General features: G+C 64.3%; 20 protein-coding genes. 11 read left to right on the top strand and 9 right to left on the bottom strand.

Features of this window, described 5'->3' with window-relative positions; genetic code table 11:
* Nucleotides 1-449: 449 nt before the first annotated feature.
* From ACHFFA_RS08070 to ACHFFA_RS08050, 5 genes are read right to left on the bottom strand one after another with little or no spacing between them, the layout of a single operon-like run.
* Entirely contained in the window at nt 450-968 is a 519-nt protein-coding gene (locus ACHFFA_RS08070; RefSeq protein WP_394270334.1) for a hypothetical protein, read from the bottom strand.
* A gap of 30 nt (nt 969-998) precedes the next feature.
* Nucleotides 999-1,484, bottom strand: coding sequence for a recombinase family protein (locus tag ACHFFA_RS08065; protein ID WP_394270348.1), 486 nt, complete (start codon nt 1,482-1,484; stop codon nt 999-1,001).
* Between the two features lie 21 nt (nt 1,485-1,505).
* Nucleotides 1,506-2,117 carry a recombinase family protein gene (locus ACHFFA_RS08060; protein WP_394270333.1) on the bottom strand — a complete coding sequence of 204 codons (612 nt, stop codon included), beginning with the start codon at nt 2,115-2,117 and terminating at the stop codon, nt 1,506-1,508.
* Nucleotides 2,117-2,518 carry a DUF2924 domain-containing protein gene (locus ACHFFA_RS08055; protein ID WP_394270332.1) on the bottom strand — a complete coding sequence of 134 codons (402 nt, stop codon included), beginning with the start codon at nt 2,516-2,518 and terminating at the stop codon, nt 2,117-2,119. The genes ACHFFA_RS08060 and ACHFFA_RS08055 overlap by 1 nt, the downstream gene beginning before the upstream one ends.
* Nucleotides 2,515-2,742, bottom strand: a complete 228-nt coding sequence (locus tag ACHFFA_RS08050) for a DUF3489 domain-containing protein (RefSeq protein ID WP_394270331.1) — start codon at nt 2,740-2,742, stop codon at nt 2,515-2,517. The genes ACHFFA_RS08055 and ACHFFA_RS08050 overlap by 4 nt, the downstream gene beginning before the upstream one ends.
* Nucleotides 2,743-2,928: 186 nt before the next feature.
* Between ACHFFA_RS08050 and ACHFFA_RS08045 the strand changes: the two genes are divergently transcribed.
* The 4 genes from ACHFFA_RS08045 to ACHFFA_RS08030 all read left to right on the top strand — a co-directional run bounded on the left by ACHFFA_RS08045 (nt 2,929) and on the right by ACHFFA_RS08030 (nt 5,198).
* Complete coding sequence (locus tag ACHFFA_RS08045) at nt 2,929-3,276, top strand: ParB/Srx family N-terminal domain-containing protein (protein WP_394270330.1); 348 nt, start codon at nt 2,929-2,931, stop codon at nt 3,274-3,276.
* Nucleotides 3,277-3,814: 538 nt separating this feature from the next.
* A complete protein-coding gene (locus ACHFFA_RS08040) occupies nt 3,815-4,234 on the top strand; it encodes a DNA-methyltransferase (protein ID WP_394270329.1) in 420 nt (139 codons plus the stop codon).
* Nucleotides 4,231-4,494 carry a DUF5681 domain-containing protein gene (locus tag ACHFFA_RS08035; RefSeq protein ID WP_394270328.1) on the top strand — a complete coding sequence of 88 codons (264 nt, stop codon included), beginning with the start codon at nt 4,231-4,233 and terminating at the stop codon, nt 4,492-4,494. The genes ACHFFA_RS08040 and ACHFFA_RS08035 overlap by 4 nt, the downstream gene beginning before the upstream one ends.
* A 155-nt stretch (nt 4,495-4,649) precedes the next feature.
* Nucleotides 4,650-5,198 (top strand): DUF5681 domain-containing protein, encoded by a 549-nt coding sequence (locus ACHFFA_RS08030; RefSeq protein ID WP_394270327.1) that lies wholly within the window; start codon nt 4,650-4,652, stop codon nt 5,196-5,198.
* Nucleotides 5,199-5,488: 290 nt separating this feature from the next.
* Here the strand turns inward: ACHFFA_RS08030 and ACHFFA_RS08025 are convergent, their stop codons facing one another.
* Complete coding sequence (locus tag ACHFFA_RS08025; RefSeq protein WP_394270326.1) at nt 5,489-7,897, bottom strand: membrane-bound PQQ-dependent dehydrogenase, glucose/quinate/shikimate family; 2,409 nt, start codon at nt 7,895-7,897, stop codon at nt 5,489-5,491.
* A gap of 95 nt (nt 7,898-7,992) precedes the next feature.
* Between ACHFFA_RS08025 and ACHFFA_RS08020 the strand changes: the two genes are divergently transcribed.
* Nucleotides 7,993-8,745, top strand: a complete 753-nt coding sequence (locus tag ACHFFA_RS08020; RefSeq protein WP_394270325.1) for a cytochrome c oxidase assembly protein — start codon at nt 7,993-7,995, stop codon at nt 8,743-8,745.
* Nucleotides 8,739-9,428 (top strand): cytochrome b, encoded by a 690-nt coding sequence (locus ACHFFA_RS08015; protein ID WP_394270324.1) that lies wholly within the window; start codon nt 8,739-8,741, stop codon nt 9,426-9,428. Before ACHFFA_RS08020 ends, ACHFFA_RS08015 begins: the two co-directional genes overlap by 7 nt.
* Here the strand turns inward: ACHFFA_RS08015 and ACHFFA_RS08010 are convergent.
* The gene (locus ACHFFA_RS08010; protein ID WP_394270323.1) at nt 9,328-9,984 is read right to left on the bottom strand and encodes a c-type cytochrome; all 657 of its coding nucleotides are present in this window, start codon (nt 9,982-9,984) and stop codon (nt 9,328-9,330) included. The genes ACHFFA_RS08015 and ACHFFA_RS08010 overlap by 101 nt on opposite strands.
* Here ACHFFA_RS08010 and ACHFFA_RS08005 point away from each other — a divergent pair.
* From ACHFFA_RS08005 to ACHFFA_RS07990, 4 genes are read left to right on the top strand one after another with little or no spacing between them, the layout of a single operon-like run.
* The gene (locus ACHFFA_RS08005; RefSeq protein WP_394270322.1) at nt 9,965-10,396 is read left to right on the top strand and encodes a c-type cytochrome; all 432 of its coding nucleotides are present in this window, start codon (nt 9,965-9,967) and stop codon (nt 10,394-10,396) included. The genes ACHFFA_RS08010 and ACHFFA_RS08005 overlap by 20 nt on opposite strands.
* On the top strand, nt 10,359-11,330 hold the full coding sequence (coxB, locus tag ACHFFA_RS08000; RefSeq protein WP_394270321.1) for a cytochrome c oxidase subunit II: 972 nt from the start codon (nt 10,359-10,361) through the stop codon (nt 11,328-11,330). The genes ACHFFA_RS08005 and coxB overlap by 38 nt, the downstream gene beginning before the upstream one ends.
* Nucleotides 11,327-13,873: a cbb3-type cytochrome c oxidase subunit I gene (locus ACHFFA_RS07995; RefSeq protein WP_394270320.1), complete on the top strand. Its 2,547-nt coding sequence runs from the start codon at nt 11,327-11,329 to the stop codon at nt 13,871-13,873. The genes coxB and ACHFFA_RS07995 overlap by 4 nt, the downstream gene beginning before the upstream one ends.
* Nucleotides 13,870-14,154 (top strand): hypothetical protein, encoded by a 285-nt coding sequence (locus tag ACHFFA_RS07990; protein WP_394270319.1) that lies wholly within the window; start codon nt 13,870-13,872, stop codon nt 14,152-14,154. The genes ACHFFA_RS07995 and ACHFFA_RS07990 overlap by 4 nt, the downstream gene beginning before the upstream one ends.
* Nucleotides 14,155-14,351: 197 nt before the next feature.
* On the opposite strand, the gene ACHFFA_RS07985 is transcribed toward ACHFFA_RS07990, so the two are convergent.
* Both ACHFFA_RS07985 and ACHFFA_RS07980 read right to left on the bottom strand, forming a co-directional pair.
* Nucleotides 14,352-15,365 (bottom strand): phytase, encoded by a 1,014-nt coding sequence (locus ACHFFA_RS07985; RefSeq protein ID WP_394270318.1) that lies wholly within the window; start codon nt 15,363-15,365, stop codon nt 14,352-14,354.
* Complete coding sequence (locus ACHFFA_RS07980; protein ID WP_394270317.1) at nt 15,365-18,190, bottom strand: TonB-dependent receptor; 2,826 nt, start codon at nt 18,188-18,190, stop codon at nt 15,365-15,367. The genes ACHFFA_RS07985 and ACHFFA_RS07980 overlap by 1 nt, the downstream gene beginning before the upstream one ends.
* Before the next feature lie 167 nt (nt 18,191-18,357).
* Between ACHFFA_RS07980 and ACHFFA_RS07975 the strand changes: the two genes are divergently transcribed.
* Nucleotides 18,358-18,573 (top strand): hypothetical protein, encoded by a 216-nt coding sequence (locus ACHFFA_RS07975; protein ID WP_394270316.1) that lies wholly within the window; start codon nt 18,358-18,360, stop codon nt 18,571-18,573.
* Nucleotides 18,574-18,691 lie beyond the last annotated feature (118 nt).

Here is an 18,691-nt window from a genome sequence, read left to right as displayed (position 1 = left end):
CCGTGGTCGGACGGATCAGTGACAGTCATCCCGACGACCGGCAGCTTTTGGAGATCGACTGCAGTTTCGTGAATGACCGATATTGGGGCGCAAAGCGGACTTCATCTGAGAAAAGTAGCGATGCGACTGACAGCACCGCCAACCACCCCTAGCACTAGTCTCTCCTCGCAGGGTCCGCGTTGAAAGCCGCGGAACGGGCGGCTTTGCATTGGCCAACCCGACCGGCTGCCGGCATCAGCGGCGTCTCACGATCGATATCAGGGTCGTATTTCCCGCCTAGCCTCTGGCGGGATCGGCATCGGTTCGGTTTCCCTGCAAAACAGGCAAGAACAGGGGGAAAACGGCCATTTCGACCGCATAACAGGGCGATTTTCGCGGTTTGATTGACACTTCGTTGAGAAAAGTGGCTAGGATACAGTGCGTTACGGTGCCCACGAGGCGTTTTCCTGTTATTTGCCAGAACAGGCTATTTGATCGCGCATAACAGGGCAATTAGTCGGCAGTATCAGGCGGATTACTCGCCGTAACAGGTAATCCTCGTCGGACCGTAGCCCCGGGGCTGCCGGCTGTTCGGACCACGCCAGCGGGATCTTCATCTGCTTCAGTTTTCCGAGGGTCAGAGCAGCCGGCTGGCGACCGGCAAGGATGTCCTGCTGGATTGCGGGCGCAAGGAATGCCAGCCTCAGGATGTTGCGCTCGTAGGGCGAGACCGGCGCACTGGTCATGCTCGGGAGACCACGCTCGCGCTCGAGCATCCGGTGCGCGCGGCGAAGGGCTGCGATGAAAACCGGGTCGGGACAGCAGCCGCTCCCCGTGCCTGACCGAATGGCCCTTCGGCCCCCTCGCAGGGGGAAGACTTCGGCGAGCAGGATCGTGCAGTCCGACCTCGTCGAATGGACCAGCCTCTCGCCATCGACGAGACGGAGTGCGACCTGCGAAGGATCGACATCGCGCAGCTTGATCGCCATTCCCATGCCGGACAGCCGCACCTCGTGCAACTAATCCCGCGTACTGATCGCGTTGCCCGTCCAGCGCTCGGTCGCTTCGGTGACAATGCGCTCGATTGCCGGCGCCGGCACGCGCCTGGTTATCGTGCTGGCGTGCCTGGTCCCCTGCTGCAGCGACGCCGAGACGTAGTAGCGATACGACCGGCCCGATTTTCCCCGCGAGAACGTCGGGCTCATCGGCTCGCCATCCTCATCAAACAGCTTGCCGGTCAGCGGCGCCTTGTCCTTGCGGCCAGTGGCGATCGCCCGGTGACTGCGGGAGTTGGCATCGAGATGATCCTGCACCCGCGCGAACAGCGCTCGATCGACGATCGCATCATGCTCGCCCTGGTGGATTGCACCCTTGTGAACGATCTCGCCGAGATAGACCCGGTTGCTCGGGAGATGGAACAGCGCCCCGCGGCTGAACGGGAGGCCGCCGAGCGTGGTGCCCTTCCGGGTCACATGAGCCTTGGACATGATCCCGGTCGCGGTCAGTTCGCGCTGGAGCGCATGGACCTAGCCAAGTTCGAGATAGCGGGTAAAGATGGCGCGCACGGTAACAACTTCGCCCGCGTTAACCAGCAGGATGCGGCGCTGGTCTTCCGGGGGATCGTAGCCCAGCGGCGGGAGCCCGCCCATCCACATGCCGCGCGCCTTGGAGGCCGCGATCTTGTCGCGGATGCGCTCGCCGGTAACCTCGCGCTCGAACTGGGCGAACGAGAGCAGGACATTGAGTATCAGGCGGCCCATCGAGTTGGTCGTGTTGAACGACTGGGTGACCGAGACGAAGCTGCAGTCCGCCTTTTCGAAGATTTCGACCATGCGGGCAAAGTCGGTCAGCGAGCGGGTCAGCCGCTCGATCTTGTAGACCACCACGATGTCGATGGCGCGGGCGGCGATGTCGGCGAGCAGCGCCTTTAGACCGGCGCGCTCCATGGTGCCGCCCGAATAGCCGCCGTCGTCATCGAGCGTGGGTAGCAGCACCCAGCCTTCGCCGGCCTGGCTCTGAACATAGGCTTTCCTCACGGCGCGCTGGGCATCGAGCGAGTTGAATGCTTGGTCGAGACCTTCTTCGGAACTCTTGCGGGTGTAGATCGCGCAGCGGAAAATCTTGGGCCTAGGCTCCATCAGCTGTCTTTGAGGCCAAAGAAGCGCGGGCCGTTCCAGCGCGATCCGGCGATCGCGGTGGCGGCGGCCGAGAGGCTGGGATAGAGCTGGCCGTCGAACCGGAAGCCGGCATCCTCGACGGTCACTGTAACTTCCCGCCCTTTACACTGGCGCGTGAGCCTGGCCCCGACGCCGAGGTGCTTGCCTTCGGCTTCCACCGGTCCCGACCTCGCGAGGGTCTTGCGGGTCGCTCCATCGAGCCCGCCAAGGGCCTCGGCCTGGACCCGCCAGGCGAGAATTTCGCGCAGGATCGGGACCGAGCGCAGCGCAGGCGGGGCGCCGTAGCGCCGCCGCCATTCCGTTCGCAGGCCTTCAAGGTCCATGCGACCGATCTCGTCCACGAGACAGGCGAGGTCGCTCATGCTGCCTTTTCCGCGTGGTAGCGGCGGACCCCGTCGACCTTGTCCGAGGTGATGGTAAGCCCGCGCTTCTTGAGCGCGCCGGCAAGTGCCCCGCGCACCGAGTGCTGCTGCCAACTGGTGGCAGCCATCATCTCGGCGATGGTCGCGCCAGCGTCGCGCAGGAGGAGCGCTTCGACCTGGTCGAGCTTGCTGATGGTCTTGGTGGTGGACTTGGACTTGGCCATTCTATCGTCTCCGGTTGGGGCGGCGGCAGAAGGCGCCGCCGCTACCGGGACAAGCCCGCGTCGGCGGGCGTGGTTGCAACTGATGCGCGGGTGTCCGGCAAAGTCCAGTCGGTTCTTTGGCGACGCGTTATCCCCGCAGAAGCATCGCTGCTGCCTTCGCATCGTCCGTTCGTTCCTGTTTCGGGTATGGAACCGTCGACCTTCCAGGCAGCCACCACCGCTGCCGACCGCCGGCTCGAAGTGCGCTACGCGCCGCTTGCGAGCCTCGTCCCCGATCCGCGCAACGCGCGTACCCACTCCAAGCGCCAGATCGAGCAGATCGTCGCCTCGATAAAAGCCTTCGGGTTTACCAACCCGATCCTTGCCGATCCCGGCGGCAACCTTATCGCCGGCCACGGTCGCCTGCGCGCGGCAAAGGAGCTGGGCTTGGCCGAGGTCCCGGTGATCACGCTTGCCGGGTTGACGGACACCGAGAAGAAGGCGCTGCGCCTCGCCGACAACAAGATCGCGCTCAATGCGGGGCTGGGACATTGAAATCCTCAAGCTCGAACTTGTCAACCTGTCGCTTCCAGAGCTCGACCTTGACCTGTCGCTGACCGGCTTTGCCGCGGGCGAGATCGATGTGATCCTCGCCGGTAGCGAGGATCCGGATGACGAGGTCATCCCCGCGGTCCCGGTCACCCCCGGGTCAAGCTCGGTGACATCTGGCAACTGGGGGAGCATCGCCTCGGGTGCGGCGATGGCCGCGGTACGGGGTTCCTCCAAGCCATCGTTGGAACCGAGGCCGCGATCGACTGCGCCTTTCTCGATCCCCTTACAACGTCAGGATCAACGGGCACGCCAATGCCAGGGGTCGGCACCGCGAGTTCGCGATGGCATCGGGCGAGATGAACGACACCGAGTTCCGCGCCTTCCTTTCCGATACGCTTGGTGCATGTGCCAAGGTCTTGCGCGATGGGGCGGTCCACTTTGTCTGCATGGACTGGCGCCACATGGACGACGTGAGCGCCGCGGCCGGCGGCATCTATGGCGAGCAGCCAATATCTGCGTCTGGAACAAGAGCAATGCCGGGATGGGCTCGCTCTACCGCTGGAAGCACGAGATGGTGTTCGTCTACCGGGTTGGCGATACTCCGCACACAAATTGCGTCGAGCTCGGCCGGCACAGCCGCAACCGCACCAATGTGTGGGACTATCCGAGCGTCAACTCGATGAGAGGCTCGCGGCGTGAGGATCTCGCCCTTCACCCGACGGTCAAACCGGTCGCGATGGTTGCCGATGCCATCTGCGATGTGACCCGGCAGGGCGAGCTCGTGCTCGACATCTTTTTCGGCTCGGACACCAGCTTGATTGCCGCGGAGCGAGTGGGGCGGGCATTCCGAGGGCTCGATATCGACCCGGCCTATGTCGATCTCGCGATGACCCGGTGGTCCGATCTTACCGGCAAACAGCCGGTGCTCGTCCACCGGGACGGCGAGGACCTTGCGGCATGACCGGCGCGGGCAAGGGCCGCTTCGTCAAGGGGCAGTCGGGTAATCCGCGAGGCCGGCCCAAGGCGCTCCAGCTTCAGACCTACCAGGCGGCGCTCAAGGGCCGCCGGATGGCGATCCGCAAGGTGCTCAGGATGATCGAGAAGCGCGAGAAGGTGCTGGCGCAAGCCCGGCCCGCGAAAAGCCCGGTCGTGGTGAAGCTTCGGTATTCTTCGGATAGCGCCAACGAGGCCCTGCATCTGCTCGGCATTGCCGACGTCTAACCCGGCTCCGATGACGCCGTCAAGGTCCACGCGTGGGCAACCCAGGCTGCCCTTAGCCGGCCGGGTCGGCGGCGGCTTTCGGACGACGAAATCTCTGACATCAAGTCCTTCACCTTCAATCCCGAGCAAGTGCGTTGGCCGCGCGGGAGGGCAGGATGACGGATAATGAACCCGTCGGGTACGCCAAACCACCGGTAGCGACGCGCTTCCTCAAGGGCCGTTCGGGCAACCCCAGGGGCCGCCCGAAGAACCGCCGCCGCGAGGTGCCCTATGATGCGGCGCTGGGACAGATGGTCACGATCCGCGAGGATGGGCACGAGCGCCGGGTAACGGCAGCCGAAGCCTTCCTCCTTCAGCTGACTCAAAAGGGCCTCGCCGGAGACAGTGCTGCAGCCCGCTGGTCGCTCGAAGCGATCGAAGCCGCGCGTGCCTCGCTGACCGAAGAACATGAAAAGGTTCAGGTCATAATCACGCTTGTTGCGAGCGGTGCCGATTGCATCCTCGACACGCTCGGCCTCGCGACGCTCAAGTACGCCGACGACCCCCTACGATCGCGTTGGGAAATCAATCCGTGGGCCGTCGAAGCGGCGCTATCGCGGATGGGAACGCGAGGGCTTACCGAGGCCGAGCAAAGGGAGGTCTGGCGCAACACGCGCTTGCCTCACAAGGTGGCGTGGCCGGAGTGGTGGATTGAACGGGGATAGCGGCAGCTTTGCGCCCCAAATTCGGTCATTCGATAGGCCGGCGCCGCGGCCCGATAGCCGCCGTTGGTTCAGGACTGAGCGGACGGGATAAAGGCGCCCATAGGCAGTTACCTCGAGTAGATTTCTTTAAAGCCCGAAATCGGTCGATCCCGTCCTTGTTAATCGAAGCGGGCGATGGCATCGCTTCGACAGCTCTCTCGCTGTGCTGAGAGTTGCGGTTCCGGATTTGTCTTTGAACCTTGTAGGTGCCTTACGGCCTCAGACTTTCCCAAGGAGACACCAGATGCTCGTTACCGGTCGCTCTGCGGAAGAGCATAGACAACCACTTCGTCACCCACAGGCGTTTCCATGAAGTGATGCCCACCTGCAAAAATCGCAACAAACTGGCGGCCATCGACCTCGTAAGTGATCGGGTTGGCCTGGCCGCCTGCCGGGAGGGCATCCTCCCAGACGGTATTGCCGGTCCTGAGGTCGATCGCGCGAAACAGGTCGTCGGTTGCGGCGGCAATGAAGACAAGTCCGCCACCCGTGACCACCGACCCGCCGTTATTGGGCGTGCCGATCAGGAAGGGCATCATCGAAGGTATGCCCCACGGACCGTTCTTCCGGGCTGTGCCGAAGGGCCGGTCCCAGATCGTCTCGCCGGTGGCAACGTCGATCGCGCGGATGCCGCCATAGGGCGGCCGCGTACATAGCAAGCCGGTGGCACCGAACCGCCAGCCGGCGTTGACGTCGATAGCATAGGGGGTGCCAGCCTGCGGATCCCCTTCCGGGGCATCGCCGGGTTCCTCCTCTCGCGCGCTTTCGGCAGTGCGCGCTTTCAGCCCTCGCTTGTCCGCCTCCGCCCGGGGCAGCAAGCGATTGTAATTTGGCATGTCATTGTAATTGGAAACGAGCACGCCCCGAACCGGGTCGAGGGCGAGGCTGCCCCAATCCGCTCCGCCATTGTATCCCGGGTACTGGATCCACGGGCGGTCGCTGGTGGGAGGAGTATAGATGCCGTCATAGGCCGCGCGGCGGAACTGGATGCGGCAGGCGAGCTGGTCGATCGGCGACATGCCCCACATATCCGCTTCGACGAGATCGCGTTTCGCCAGCGTGTGGTAAGTCGAGAACGGCTGGGTCGCGCTGCGTTGCTCCGGCTCCACCCCGCCCTGGGGCACCGGGCGTTCCTCCACGCCGTGCAGTGGCTCGCCCGTTCGCCGGTCCAGCATATAAAGGTCGCCCTGCTTGCTCGCCAGGAACAGCGCGGGAACTACCTCGCCGTCGCGGTTGAGATCGATCAGCGTGGGCTGCGAACCGAGATCGTAATCCCACACGTCCATATGCACGGTCTGGAAGTGCCAGCGCGGCCGGCCCGTCGCCGCATCGAGCGCAACCAGCGCGGTCGCATAACGGTTTTCCTCCGGGCGGCGCGCGGAACTCCAGTAATCGACCGCGCTGTTGCCCATCGGCAGGTAGACGAGGCCCAGCGCCTCGTCGCCGGTGGCGATCGTCCACATGTTGGGCGTGCCACGGGTGTATTCCTCGCCTTCGGGCGGGCGACCGGTGCGATCAGGGCGCATCATGTCCCAGGCCCAGCTGAGTTCGCCGGTCTCGAGATCGAACGCCTGGATCACGCCCGATGGCGCGGCGCGCTTCTGCCCGTCGAGCACCTGGTGGCCGGTGACGATGACTCCCCGCACGATGACGGGGGGCGAGGTGATCGAAACCATGCCCGGGACGACATCGCCCATGCCCTGCTTGATGTCGACTTCGCCGTTGGTCCCGAAGCCGGGACATGGGCGGCCCGTGCGGGCATCGAGCGCGAGCAGGCGCCCGTCGAGCGTGCCCGCAACGATCCGGGACGAACATACTGCACCGGCGCCAGCGACCGTGGGTTGCGCAGGTCCGGCGTAGGCCACGCCGCGGCAGGAAGCAGAATAGGGTATGTTCTCCTTGGCAACTTCGGGATCGAAGCGCCAGCGCTCGCGCCCGGTGGCCGCGTCGAGCGCGATCACCTTGCTCATGGCCGAGCACAGATACATCGTGTCGCCGATCACGAGCGGAGTGTTTTCCGCTGCATATTTGTGGTTGCTCGTATCGTCGGGCAGGTCGCCGGTGTGCGCCGTCCAGGCGCGGGTGAGCTGTCCGACATTGTCGAGATTGATCTGCGACAGCGCCGAATAGCGCTGTGCTTGGGCGGAACCATAGCTTTGCCAGTCGGTCTGAGGTTGCTGCATCGCGAGCAGGGGCCGCGCTCCCGGCAACGGCTGGTCGATCTGCGGGCGATGCGCATTCGCCGCCAGCGCCAGCCCGATGCCAAGTGCTGCAAGGGCGCCAAGAGCGCCGAGCCACCCGCCGCCTCGCGTGATCCGCCCGTTGGTGAGGCGAGGGAGTGCGAGCCAGACAAGCGCGGCAAGAACAACCGGTCCGACCAGGCGGGGGACCAGTGCCCAGGGCTCCGTACCGACTTCCCACAGAGCCCAGACGAGGGTGGCGGCGACAGTGGCGAAATAGAGCCAGGCACCCGCCGCCTTTCCGCGCCAGATCAGCCATCCGCTCGCCATCAACGCAGATCCGGCGAGAAGATAATAGAACGAGCCTCCCAGCGCCGCGAGCCACGCGCCGCCTCCAGTCAGCGTCAACCCGATCAGGGCCAATACCAGCGCGAGGATTCTGATCAGCCAGCCGACGGGGGCCTTCCGACGATTTTGCAACTGCGTGTTCAAGCTGGACCCTCCGCGGCACCGGGACTAGAAACCGGTGGCCTAACAGCGTTTTGGCTTAAGCGCCATGGCAGGAAGGAGCGAGCATGTCCGCTGCGCAAAATGAATGGGTGCCCTATTGCGGCGCAGCCCCGCTGCCTGCGGAGTGGCTGCTCCGGTGGAACCTCGATCCGCTTCTGCTCGCCATACTGGGGGGCGCGGCCGTCTGGACGTGGGTGTCGCGGGGGCAGCGTGGGCGACGCGAGAAGCTCGCTCTTGGCGGAGCGCTTGCCCTGATTTTCCTGCTCTACGTATCGCCTATCTGTGCGCTGAGTTCGGCGCTGTTTTCCGTCCGGGTAGTGCACCATGTGGGACTTACCGCGCTTGTTGCCCCACTGCTCGTCATGGCCGGCGTTCGATTGATCCAGCGCACCCCCGAATTGTTGCTGGCGACAGGGATCGCAACATTCATGTTCTGGCTCTGGCACGCCCCCGGCCTCTATGTGGCGGCGCTGTCTTCCGATGCGATCTACTGGGTGATGCAGCTTTCGCTTCTGGGAAGCGCGCTGCTGTTCTGGCAATCGGTGTCGGCAGCGAGCCGGCCCGCTGCCATCGCCGGGCTTCTTGCCATGACAGTGCAGATGGGCCTCTTGGCGACCTTGCTGACTTTTACCCCGCAGGCAATCTATGCCCCGCACTGGTTGACCACGCAGGCCTGGGGGTTCAGTCCGCTTGCGGATCAGCAGCTGGCCGGCCTCATAATGTGGGTGCCCGGTTCGGTAGTGTATCTCGCCGCCGCGCTACTGGCGTTGCGAAAAGCCTTGCGCGAGCCGACAGCTCAGCGACAGACCCTGTGCTGAACGCGATACGGCGCTGGGCACGCGGCCATACCGAACAGCGCCGCTATTCTCCTGTGGGAATTGCCTTCCACTGGATCATGGCGGCTGTAGTGATGGGGCAACTCGCACTCGGCTGGTATGCCGGGCGGATGGCTTCCAGCTTCGACAAGTTGGGCCTTTATCAGCTCCACACGGAAATCGGTTTTGCAATCTTGCTGTTGGCCGGCCTCAGGGGCGTCTGGCGGCTGCTGATCCCCGGACCTGTGAACGATGCCGATACGCCCGGCTTTCAGGCAAACATCGCGCATATCACCCACATTCTCTTCTATGGGCTGTTCATCGCCCTGCCGTTGAGCGGATGGGCGCTGTGGTCGGCCCTGCCCAACGATCTGCCGCTCAGCATCGCCGGCGTGGTGCCAGTGCCCGACCTGCCCTTCGCCCAGCTCAGCCCCGCCTGGCAACGGGTGATCATGGAGTGGGCCGAGACGATTCACCAGTTGTCGATCATCGGCCTGGCCGTGCTGATACCGGCGCACGTGGCCGCTGCACTCAAACATCATTTCTGGGACCGGCACGATGTGTTGACGGGAATGCTGCCCGATCTCAACGGGCCGGAGACGCCGGGGGTCTTTGGTCATGGCCAAGAGCCCCGGCAAGCGCCGCAATCTCCTGATCGGTCAACCGCTGTGCAATCCTCAACATGACATCGCCGGCATCGTTGCGGCGCTTGGCGTTCTTCCACTGTGAGAGTTGCTGGGCGATATATGGCGCAGGCTGTCCAGCGAGGGGCGGGTTGGCCTGCCCGATCCCTTCGCCAGACGCACCGTGACACGACGCACAGGAGGGGATACCCCGCGCGGGATCGCCGTTCGCGTAGAGCACGTCCGGGGCGATGGCTGGGTGGTCTGCCGGAGGAAGACCGGCGAACCATGTGGCGACGAGCCCCCGTTCCGCGGGTGAAAGCCGCGTTGCGACATATCGCATCGCCTCGTGCTGGCGCGTGCCGGCGACATAGTCCTCGAGCTGCTTCTGCAGATATCCGGCCGGCTTTCCCGCAAGCGCCGGCGCATCGTACCCGTTGCCGCGGCCGTCGACACCATGGCAGGCAACGCAGGCATAGCGCGGGCCAGCTGCCCCCCCGCTCAGCGCGATAATTTCGCCCGTCGCGGTGAAGCCATCTTCAGACCCCGCCTGATCCACGCAGCTTGCCAGCGCCAGCGTAATGGCTAAGGCAATAGGAATGCTGAGATTTCGGGGCACGCGTACTGAACTACCAGCCCCTCGCCGGGTCGCAAGCCCATTGTGGCGCTTCATTGCACTGGGGTCGAGTGCACTGGCGCTGGCAGGGTGCGGGGGCTTGCCCGAACGCGCTCCCCAGCTCGACAGCGCCGATCCTGATCGCGGCCTCGCTGTAATGAAACGCGTCGGCTGCGCGAGCTGCCACGCAATTCCGGGGATCGACCTGCCGCAGGGCAGGGTCGGTCCCTCGCTTCACGATTTCGATGCGCAGGCTCTGATCGCCGGCCGGCTTGCGGCCGATAATGGAACCCTCGCGCAGTTTGTCCGCAACGCACCAGCGGTGCTTCCGGGAACCACCATGCCTGCCATGCCTCTTAACGAAGGAGAGGCGCAAGATGTCGCGGCCTACCTCATCTCGCTCGACCCTCGCTGACGCGCTGTTCGGCTGGCCGCCGCCGGTGCTTGACCCGGGGGGTCCGTATTCGGCCTCGATCAGTACGCTTGCCTGGGTCCTGATCGGCCTGATGACCGCGGTGTTCCTGATCGTCCTGGCGGCCCTTGCGGTCGCGCTGTTCGGCAGCCCCGCGCTCAAGCAGAAGCTCGGCGGTGAGCGCACGATCCTCCTCGGCGGGCTGGCTTTCCCCACTGTGGTGCTCACCGGTTTGCTGGTCTGGGGACTGACCCTGACCAGTCATCTCGCGGGACCACTGACCGGTGCCGAGCAGCGGGTCAGGGTGACGGGCCACATGTGGTGGTGGCGGGTCGCCTATCTCGATTCACAAGGCGCGATCGTCTCGCACGACGCAAACGAACTTCATATCCCAGTCGGCCAGCCGGTCGTGGTGGAACTCGAATCCGCCGACGTAGTGCACAGCTTCTGGGTCCCGGAGCTTGCCGGCAAGCTCGACATGGTGCCGGGGCGCCGCAACCTGCTGCGCATCCAGGCTGACCGGGCGGGCGTCTATGGCGGGCAGTGCGCCGAATATTGCGGCGGAGCGCACGCCTTGATGGGCTTCGTCGTGGTGGCGCACGAACCGGCGGAATACGCGCGCTGGCTGGCGGCGCGAACCGCCCCGCAGACCGCCCAGGCCAGCGGCCGCGGCGCTGCCCTGTTCCAGGAAGCAGGCTGTGCCGCGTGCCACCGGATCGCCGGCACGGCGGCGCAGGGCATGGCTGGACCCGACCTCACCCACGTGGCCTCGCGCCATTCGCTCGGCGCAGGCATACTGCCCAATAATCGCGGTACGCTGACCGGATGGATCAGCAACGCGCAGGCAATCAAGCACAACAACCGGATGCCGGCCTACACCATGTTGCCACCCGAAGACCTGGCCGAAATCGTCACCTATCTCGAGACGCGGCAGTGACCAGCGAGACCGGCTTCAATCCAGCGCTCTACGATCGCTTCCCGACCCGCGAGCCGCGTCCGGAAGGCGAGCTTGAGGCGCTGAAAAAGGCATGGGAAGCGCCACGCGGACTGGCGCGGCTGACGACGGTCAACAACAATTTTATTGGTTTCTACTATATCCTGACGGCCTTCGCTTTTTTCGTGGCAGCCGGGATCCTGGCGCTGGTCATGCGGGTGCAGCTTGCCGCCCCGCTGGCAGGGATCGTGCCGCAGGAAACCTACAATCAGGTCTTCACCATGCACGGCACGGTGATGATGTTCCTGTTCGCCGTTCCGGCGGTCGAGGCGATGGCCGTGATGCTGCTGCCGCAGTTGCTTGCTGCGCGCGACCTGCCGTTTCCGCGCCTGTCAGCCTACGCCTACTGGGCCTATCTCGTTGGCGGGGTGGTGTTCTTCTGCTCGATCTTCGTGGGCCTGGCGCCTGATGGGGGGTGGTTTATGTATCCGCCGCTCACCAGCATGACCTATTCGCCGGGCATGAATGCCGATTTTTGGCTGCTCGGGATCGGGTTCATCGAAATCAGCGCCATCGCCGGCGCGATCGAAATCATCGTCGGCGTCATGCGGACCCGGCCGCCGGGCATGACGCTGGCGCGGATGCCTTTGCTGGTATGGGCATTCCTGATCTTCGCGGTGATGATCGTGGTCGCCTTTCCCGCCGTCATCCTGTGCACCCTGCTGCTGGAGGTTGAGCGCGCTTTCAACTGGCCGTTCTTCGATCCCACCCGCGGCGGCGACCCGCTGTTGTGGCAGCACCTATTCTGGTTTTTCGGCCATCCCGAGGTCTACATCATCTTCCTGCCGGCAGCGGGGATGATCTCGGCGATGATCGTCGCCATCGCGCGGAAGCCGCTCGTGGGGCACGAGCTGGTGGTGATGGCCATGCTCGCCACCGGCTTCATCAGCTTCGGCGTATGGGCTCACCATATGTTCACCGTGGGGATGCCCCGGCTTACCACGGGCTTCTTCTCGGCCGCCAGCATGACCGTATCGCTGCCGGCGGGGATCCAGGTCTTCGCCTGGATAGCCACGCTTGCCATCGGCAAAATCCGCGCTTCGGTACCCGCGCTGTTCGTCATCGGCGGGATCGTCATCTTCGTGATGGGCGGGCTGACCGGGGTGATGGTGGCGATGGTCCCGTTCGATTTTCAGGCGCATGACAGCTATTTCATCGTCGCGCACCTGCATTACGTGCTGATGGGCGGAATGGTCTTCCCGCTGTTCGGCGCATTCTATTACTGGACCCCGATGGTCAGCCGCAACGCCCTATCGGAGCGCGCCGGTCGCTGGGCCTTCTGGCTGATGTTCGCCGGCCTCCATATCACTTTCCTGCCCATGCATCTGACCGGGCTGATGGGTCTTCCACGACGCGTGGCGAGTTATCTGCCGGATCGGGGGTTCGATGCGCTCAACCTCGTATCTACGGTCGGCGCTTTCATCCTTGCGGCGGGCGTGCTTGTGTTCGTCATCGATGCGACGCGGCGGCTGCGCCCTTCGCAGGAGGATAGCGCCGGCAACATCTATGGCGGCGGCACGCTGGAATGGCTGCCTGGTGGACTCTATTCGACCAGAAGCATCCCGGTGGTCCGCAGCCGCGAGCCCTTGTGGGACGATCCCGACCTTTCCGACGATGTCGAGCAGGGGCGCTATTTCCTGCCCGGCACGGTCACGGGACTGCGCGAGACGCTGATTACGAGCCCGCTCAGGGCCGAGCCACAATATGTGCAGGTTATGCCCGGCCCATCGGTCTGGCCATTGCTCGGCGCGGTGTTCACGGCCGGATTTTTCCTGCTTCTGACAATGCAGGCCTATACCGCCGGCTTCGTCAGCGGGGTGCTCGCGGTCGGTTCGATCCTGCGCTGGGTCTGGGATACCGATCGCCCCCCGAGCAAGGAGAACGCCGACGTGGGGGCGGGCATCATGCTGCCGACCTACATGGCGGGCGGCACCGGACACAGTCGCTGGGCGATCGTGATCTTGCTCGTGGTGATGGGAATGATCTTTCTCCTGGCCATGTTCGCTCACGTCTTCCTGTTCGGGATCAGTCCCGAGTGGTGGACGGTAGCGCCCCCGCCGGCGGGATCGCTGGCATGGGCGCTTGCCCCGATAGCGGTTGCGGCGGCGGCGGCCTGGTGGGCGCCCCGCCAAATCGCACGCAACCAGAAGGGCAGCAGTGCCGGGGCGGCTGCTCTCATCGCTCTTGCAGCCCTGGCGCTGGCTGGTGCGGAGGCTTGGGACGTCTGGACATGGTGGTCAGCGGGCTTGCGACCGACCGTGTCGGCGCAAGGCGCGACAATATTTGGAATGCTGGCGCTACATGGTCAGAACGTCGCCATCGGCCTCGTGATGGCCCTCTTTCTTGGCGCCCGAGCGATTGCCGGCGATCTGCCGCCGGGCCGGCAAAGCAATCTGGTCGAGGTGATCGGGTTGTTCCTGCTCTATGTCGCCGCGGGAGGCGCAGCGGCGGCTATCCTGCCTCGCGCGCTCGGAGCGGCTCTGTGAACAGCCGGGCGTGGCGCTCGCTGCTTGGCGCCCTGAGTATCTGGGCAGCGCACTTCTTCGCAATTTATGGCATCGGCAGTATCTGGCCCGGGACAACGCTGGCAAATGTCCTGACCATCGCCTCCGGCCTGCTAGCCCTTGCCGGGCTTATCCTTTTCGCCATTCGGAACCATCGTGTGGAAATGAGCGACGGCATTGAATGGGCGGGGCGGGTCGGTTCGCTTGCCTTATCTATAGCAAGCCTCGGCGTGATTTGGCAGACTCTCCCGTCGATTCTGTAGCTGGGAAGACGGTGCTGGCTTTGATCGAAAAAGGGGCAGGGCGAACGAAAGACCGAACGCGTCAAGCATCGACTGTTTGAGCGCCAACGAACCCAAATGTGCCTGGTCTGACGGTGCCCCCCGGCACTTTCGAGCGTGGATCAAAGCGCGGGCAGCGGTAACAGCAGGCCCATACCGGCTTTGCATAGCAGATCCGCCTACCGCACCAACGCCGCCTCGATCGCCCCGAGGGGCACAAGCTTGAAGTTCTGCGGCTTGCCGTCGTTGACGCCGTCCTGTGCGATGAACAGGCCGCCGGGGAAGGCCGGCCCGAAATCTCCGCGCATGGCCTCGATACCGTCGGTTTCCTCGACGCTACCGATCGTGCCGCGAGCGATGCGAAAACGGCCCGCCGGGGTCATTCCGGGGAGGGCGTAGCGCATATAGGCGTTGTCACCCTGGCTGGAGGCATAAAGCCATCCGCCAGTCTCGCCCTCGGGCACCAGTGCCAGTCCCTCAAGGTCGGCCACAAGCGCGCGGCCATCGACCTTCGCCACCACTTCGCCCGTCATTTGTCCGGTTCTGAAGCGCCAGATGCCGCCGGCCTCCTCGCCGATGTAGAGCGTGCCGTCGCGATGATCGACGGCGCAGCCTTCGGGCTGGGAGGAGACCTGCATGGTGCGTAGCTCGCGCGCGGCGAGCCGGGGGCCGAGGGTTATCTGCCATTCGCCGATCCGACCGCTCTTGGGCGCGGTGTAGACGATCAGCGCATCCCCGCGGCGGGTGCCGCAGATGCCGTAGCCTTCGCCCGGACCGGAAGCGACGCGGCCGAGCTCGATCAGCCGGGCGGTGGCGGTATCGAGCCCGTAGAGCATGATCCCCGCCGCGGCGAGATCGCTGCGATCGCTGGCAAAGACGATCACGCCGTCCGCCCCCATATCGACGAGGTCGACATTGTTGAGCGCCGGGTGCGCGGTGAAGCTGCGCGTCTTGCCGTCGAGCCCGTAGACGTAAAGTCCGGCCTTCTTGTCCGTCGCCACGATCAGGCTTTGCGCCGGGTCCGCGGCATTGCGCCAGATCGCCGGATCGTCGGCCGCATCGAGATCGGCGGTCCTGACCGGCTCGGTTTCCGCCACCGCAAAGACCTCGACCGCGGGGTCGCCCGCTGCCGGCACCGTAGCACAGGCGGCGGTGAGGGCAGCGAGCGCCGCAAGGCTGATCGAACCGCGCATCAGAAAGTCACCCTCACGCCGCCCTTCATCGTCCAGCCGTATTCCTCGTACTGATAAAGGTTCTGCCGATTGCCGAGCGTGTTGTAGGCGAAATACTTCGCGTTGTTAATGTTCACCCATTCGTAAAACAGCTGCACCTTGTCCGTAAGGCTATACTTGGCCGAAAGGTCGAGCTGGAAGTGATCGTCGACATAGCGGTCCATCGGCGCCTCGTCGGCAAGCTCGTCGAGATACTTGTCGCGGTAGGTGCCAGAAAGACGGACGTCGATCGGCCCCTTGTCAAAGCCGAGCGAAAGGTTCGCGGTGTGGCGCGAGGTTGCGGGCAGCGGGATGTCGCGCGGCGTGCCTTCGTCGCCATCGATGAAGACCGTGCCGCTTGCATCGGTGAAGGTGTAGTTGGCGTTGAGGATGAACCCGTCAAGCACTCCGCCGAACGCCCGCGCGAAGCCGAGTTCGAAGCCGTAGACCTGGGCGTTCTCGCCATTGATCGGGATCACTGCCTCGTCGAAGGCGATACCGTTATACGTGCCGTCTTCGCGCAAGGTATCGACGATGTAGTCGGAAATATCCTTGTAGAAGAACGCCGCCGTCAGCGCGCCGGTGCGGCTCATGTACCATTCTGCCGAGGCATCGAAGTTCCACGCCTTATAGGGCTGGAGGTCGGGGTTGCCGAACTCGCCTTCGCGCACGCCCTCGTCATCATCCTCGACCAAAAAGCGGGGGGCGAGCTTCGACAGCTTCGGACGAACCAGACTGCGATAGCCGGCAAGGCGCAGGACCAGGTCGTTCCGGGGTTCGAAGCGGATGTTGAGGCTGGGGAGCCAGTCGGTATAGGCGCGCTCGAAGGCGAGCGGGGTAATGACCACCTGTTCCTCGCGCACGATTTCGCCGGTATCCTCGTCCTCGATCTCGTCGAGATATTCGACTAGGTTGCCGGCGATGTCGTTGCGAGTGCGCTCGACCCGGACGCCGCCGATGACGCGCAGCGTGCTGCTGTCCCAGCGGCCAAGAAGGTAGCCTGCCAGCACGTCTTCCGAGACCGCGAAATCCGCGATCGCGGATTCGAAGATGCTGTCGAGCTCCTGCAATTCGAAGCTGCCGAAATTGGCGCGGAAGAAGCGGGTGCCCGCGGTGTAATCGGCGACGGGCGAGATGTCGGTCAGGCGATAGGTCTGACCCAGACCTATCGCATCGGCGAGAGTAAACTCGTCATTCTCGTAGAAGGACACCGTCCTGTCGTAAGTCTTGTCCCGCCAGCGCGACTTGACGCCCGCCTGCACGGTGAATTCGCCCGCGCTCGTCGCGATGCGTCGCCCGAGGTCGAGCTTGAGAGCATATTCTTCGTCCTGCGCGTCGGACAGGTCGGTCGACTCGACGTCCTTCAGTTCGTAGGTCGCTGGATCGCGGAAGTCGCCCGGGTCGGTGATCACCGAGACGACCGGAACCCTCGGGTCGGAATAGTCGAACCCGATGGTGAGCCCGTCGCCGTCGAAGTCACGCGCGAACTGGATGGGATCGAGGCTGCCGTCCTCGCGCTCGCTCGATTTCGCCCAGCTTGCCGAATAATCCGCGAACCAGGCACCCCAATCGCTTTCGCCGCCAAGCGTGATCGAACGAATTTTCTGGCTCTCGAAGCGATCCTTGATGTCCCGCTCGACGGTGAATTCCTGGTCCGCATCGCTGAAGGTCGCGCCGCTGCCCGAAAAGCTGCTCGGCCCGTCATCCTCAAAATCGCCGAGGTCGAAGGTGGTGCGCCGGCGGTATTCCTGATCGTCGAACTGACTGTAGAGGCCCTTCACATAGAGCGTCGTGGCCTCCCCCGCCTTCACGTCGAGGCCGAGGGTCGCGCTGATCCGTTCGCGTTCGACATCGTAGTCGCGGTATTCGACCGTGGCGGGGAATATCGTGTCACCCGCTTCGACCCAATCGTCGGCCTCGATGTTGTCGGTCTCGAAGCTGCGGCGGTAATAGCTCGCCCCGCCTGAGATGCCGAGCGTGTCGCTGACCCGATAGGCGAAGTCGACGCTGCCCTTGGGGGAAAGCTCGTTGGCATAGTCGTTGTAGCTGCCCTCGATTTTGGCGGTCAGCAGATCGGTCCGCCGGTCGAACGCACTGGTGGTCTCGATCTCGACCGAAGCGCCGATGGTGTCGCCGTCCATGTCGGGGGTGAGCGACTTCTTGACCTCGATCGATTCGATGATGTCGCTTGAGATCACATCCAGCGCGACCGAACGGACGTCGCTTTCGGGTGCGGGCAGGCGGACCCCGTTGAGCGAGGTCGAGACCAGTTCCGGGTCGAGCCCGCGAACCGAGACGAAGCGCCCTTCCCCCTGGTCGTTGAGGATGTTGACGCCCTGCAGACGGCGCAGGCTTTCTGCGACGTTCTGGTCCGGAAACTGGCCGATCGCATCGCGGGTGAGAACGTCGGAGACGCCGTCCGCCTCCTTCTTGCGCGACAGGGCGCTCGACAGGTTGGCCGCCTGTCCGATGACGAGGATCTCGGCGTCACCAAATGCCGAGAGCGCGATGTCGGCCCGGACCGTGCCGGTTTCGGGGACGGTGATCGTCTCGCGCTGTGTCTCCGCTCCGACATAGCTGATCTCGAGCGTATAGGCGCCGGCGGGCACGTCGGCGAAGACGAACGAGCCGTCCCGCTCGGTCGCCACCGCGCGGCCAAGCTCGACAATCCGCACCTCGGCAGCGCGCAGCGCGATGGTGCGATTGGCGTCGGAAACGCTGCCGACGATGTCGCCGGCGCAGGCGATAGCGGGGAACGCGGTGGCCACGATCGCGGCGCCGATGAGAAGTCTGTTCTTAATCTGCACGATGGCCTCCTGTTCCGGGGGGGGCCAATAAGGAGCTTTCGCGACAGGATTTTGACGGATTGGAGACGGCACGATGACAGTCCCGGAGATTGTCAGAAGGTGCGTCGGGGCACTGTCAGACCAAACGCACCTGCTGGCGTAAGGCGCCCGATCGGCTGGGCAGCGGCATGCCGCGTCCTCGCAAGCCTGCCAGCCCGTTCCGCTATTTCAACTCCTCTTCTGAGGTGATCAGGCTGGTGGTCCTGCTGTACGTTCGCTTCCCGCTGTCGCTGCGGAACGTCGAGGACCTACTGGCCGAGAGGGGCATCGACATCTGTCACGAGACCGTGCGGCACTGGTGGAACAGGTTCGGCCCGCTGTTCGCAAGTGGTCTGAGCCCCTAGATTTCCTCCAGTGATAAGTAGAGTCCGGCCTTCGACAAGGAGACGGACGAGATGAAGCGGAGCAGGTTCAGCGAGGAGCAGATCATCGCTGTTTTGAAGGAGCAGGAGGCTGGGATGC

Source organism: Qipengyuania sp., from assembly GCF_043423005.1.
Lineage (GTDB): Bacteria > Pseudomonadota > Alphaproteobacteria > Sphingomonadales > Sphingomonadaceae > Qipengyuania.
This window is presented reverse-complemented; position numbering and strand designations above follow the sequence as displayed.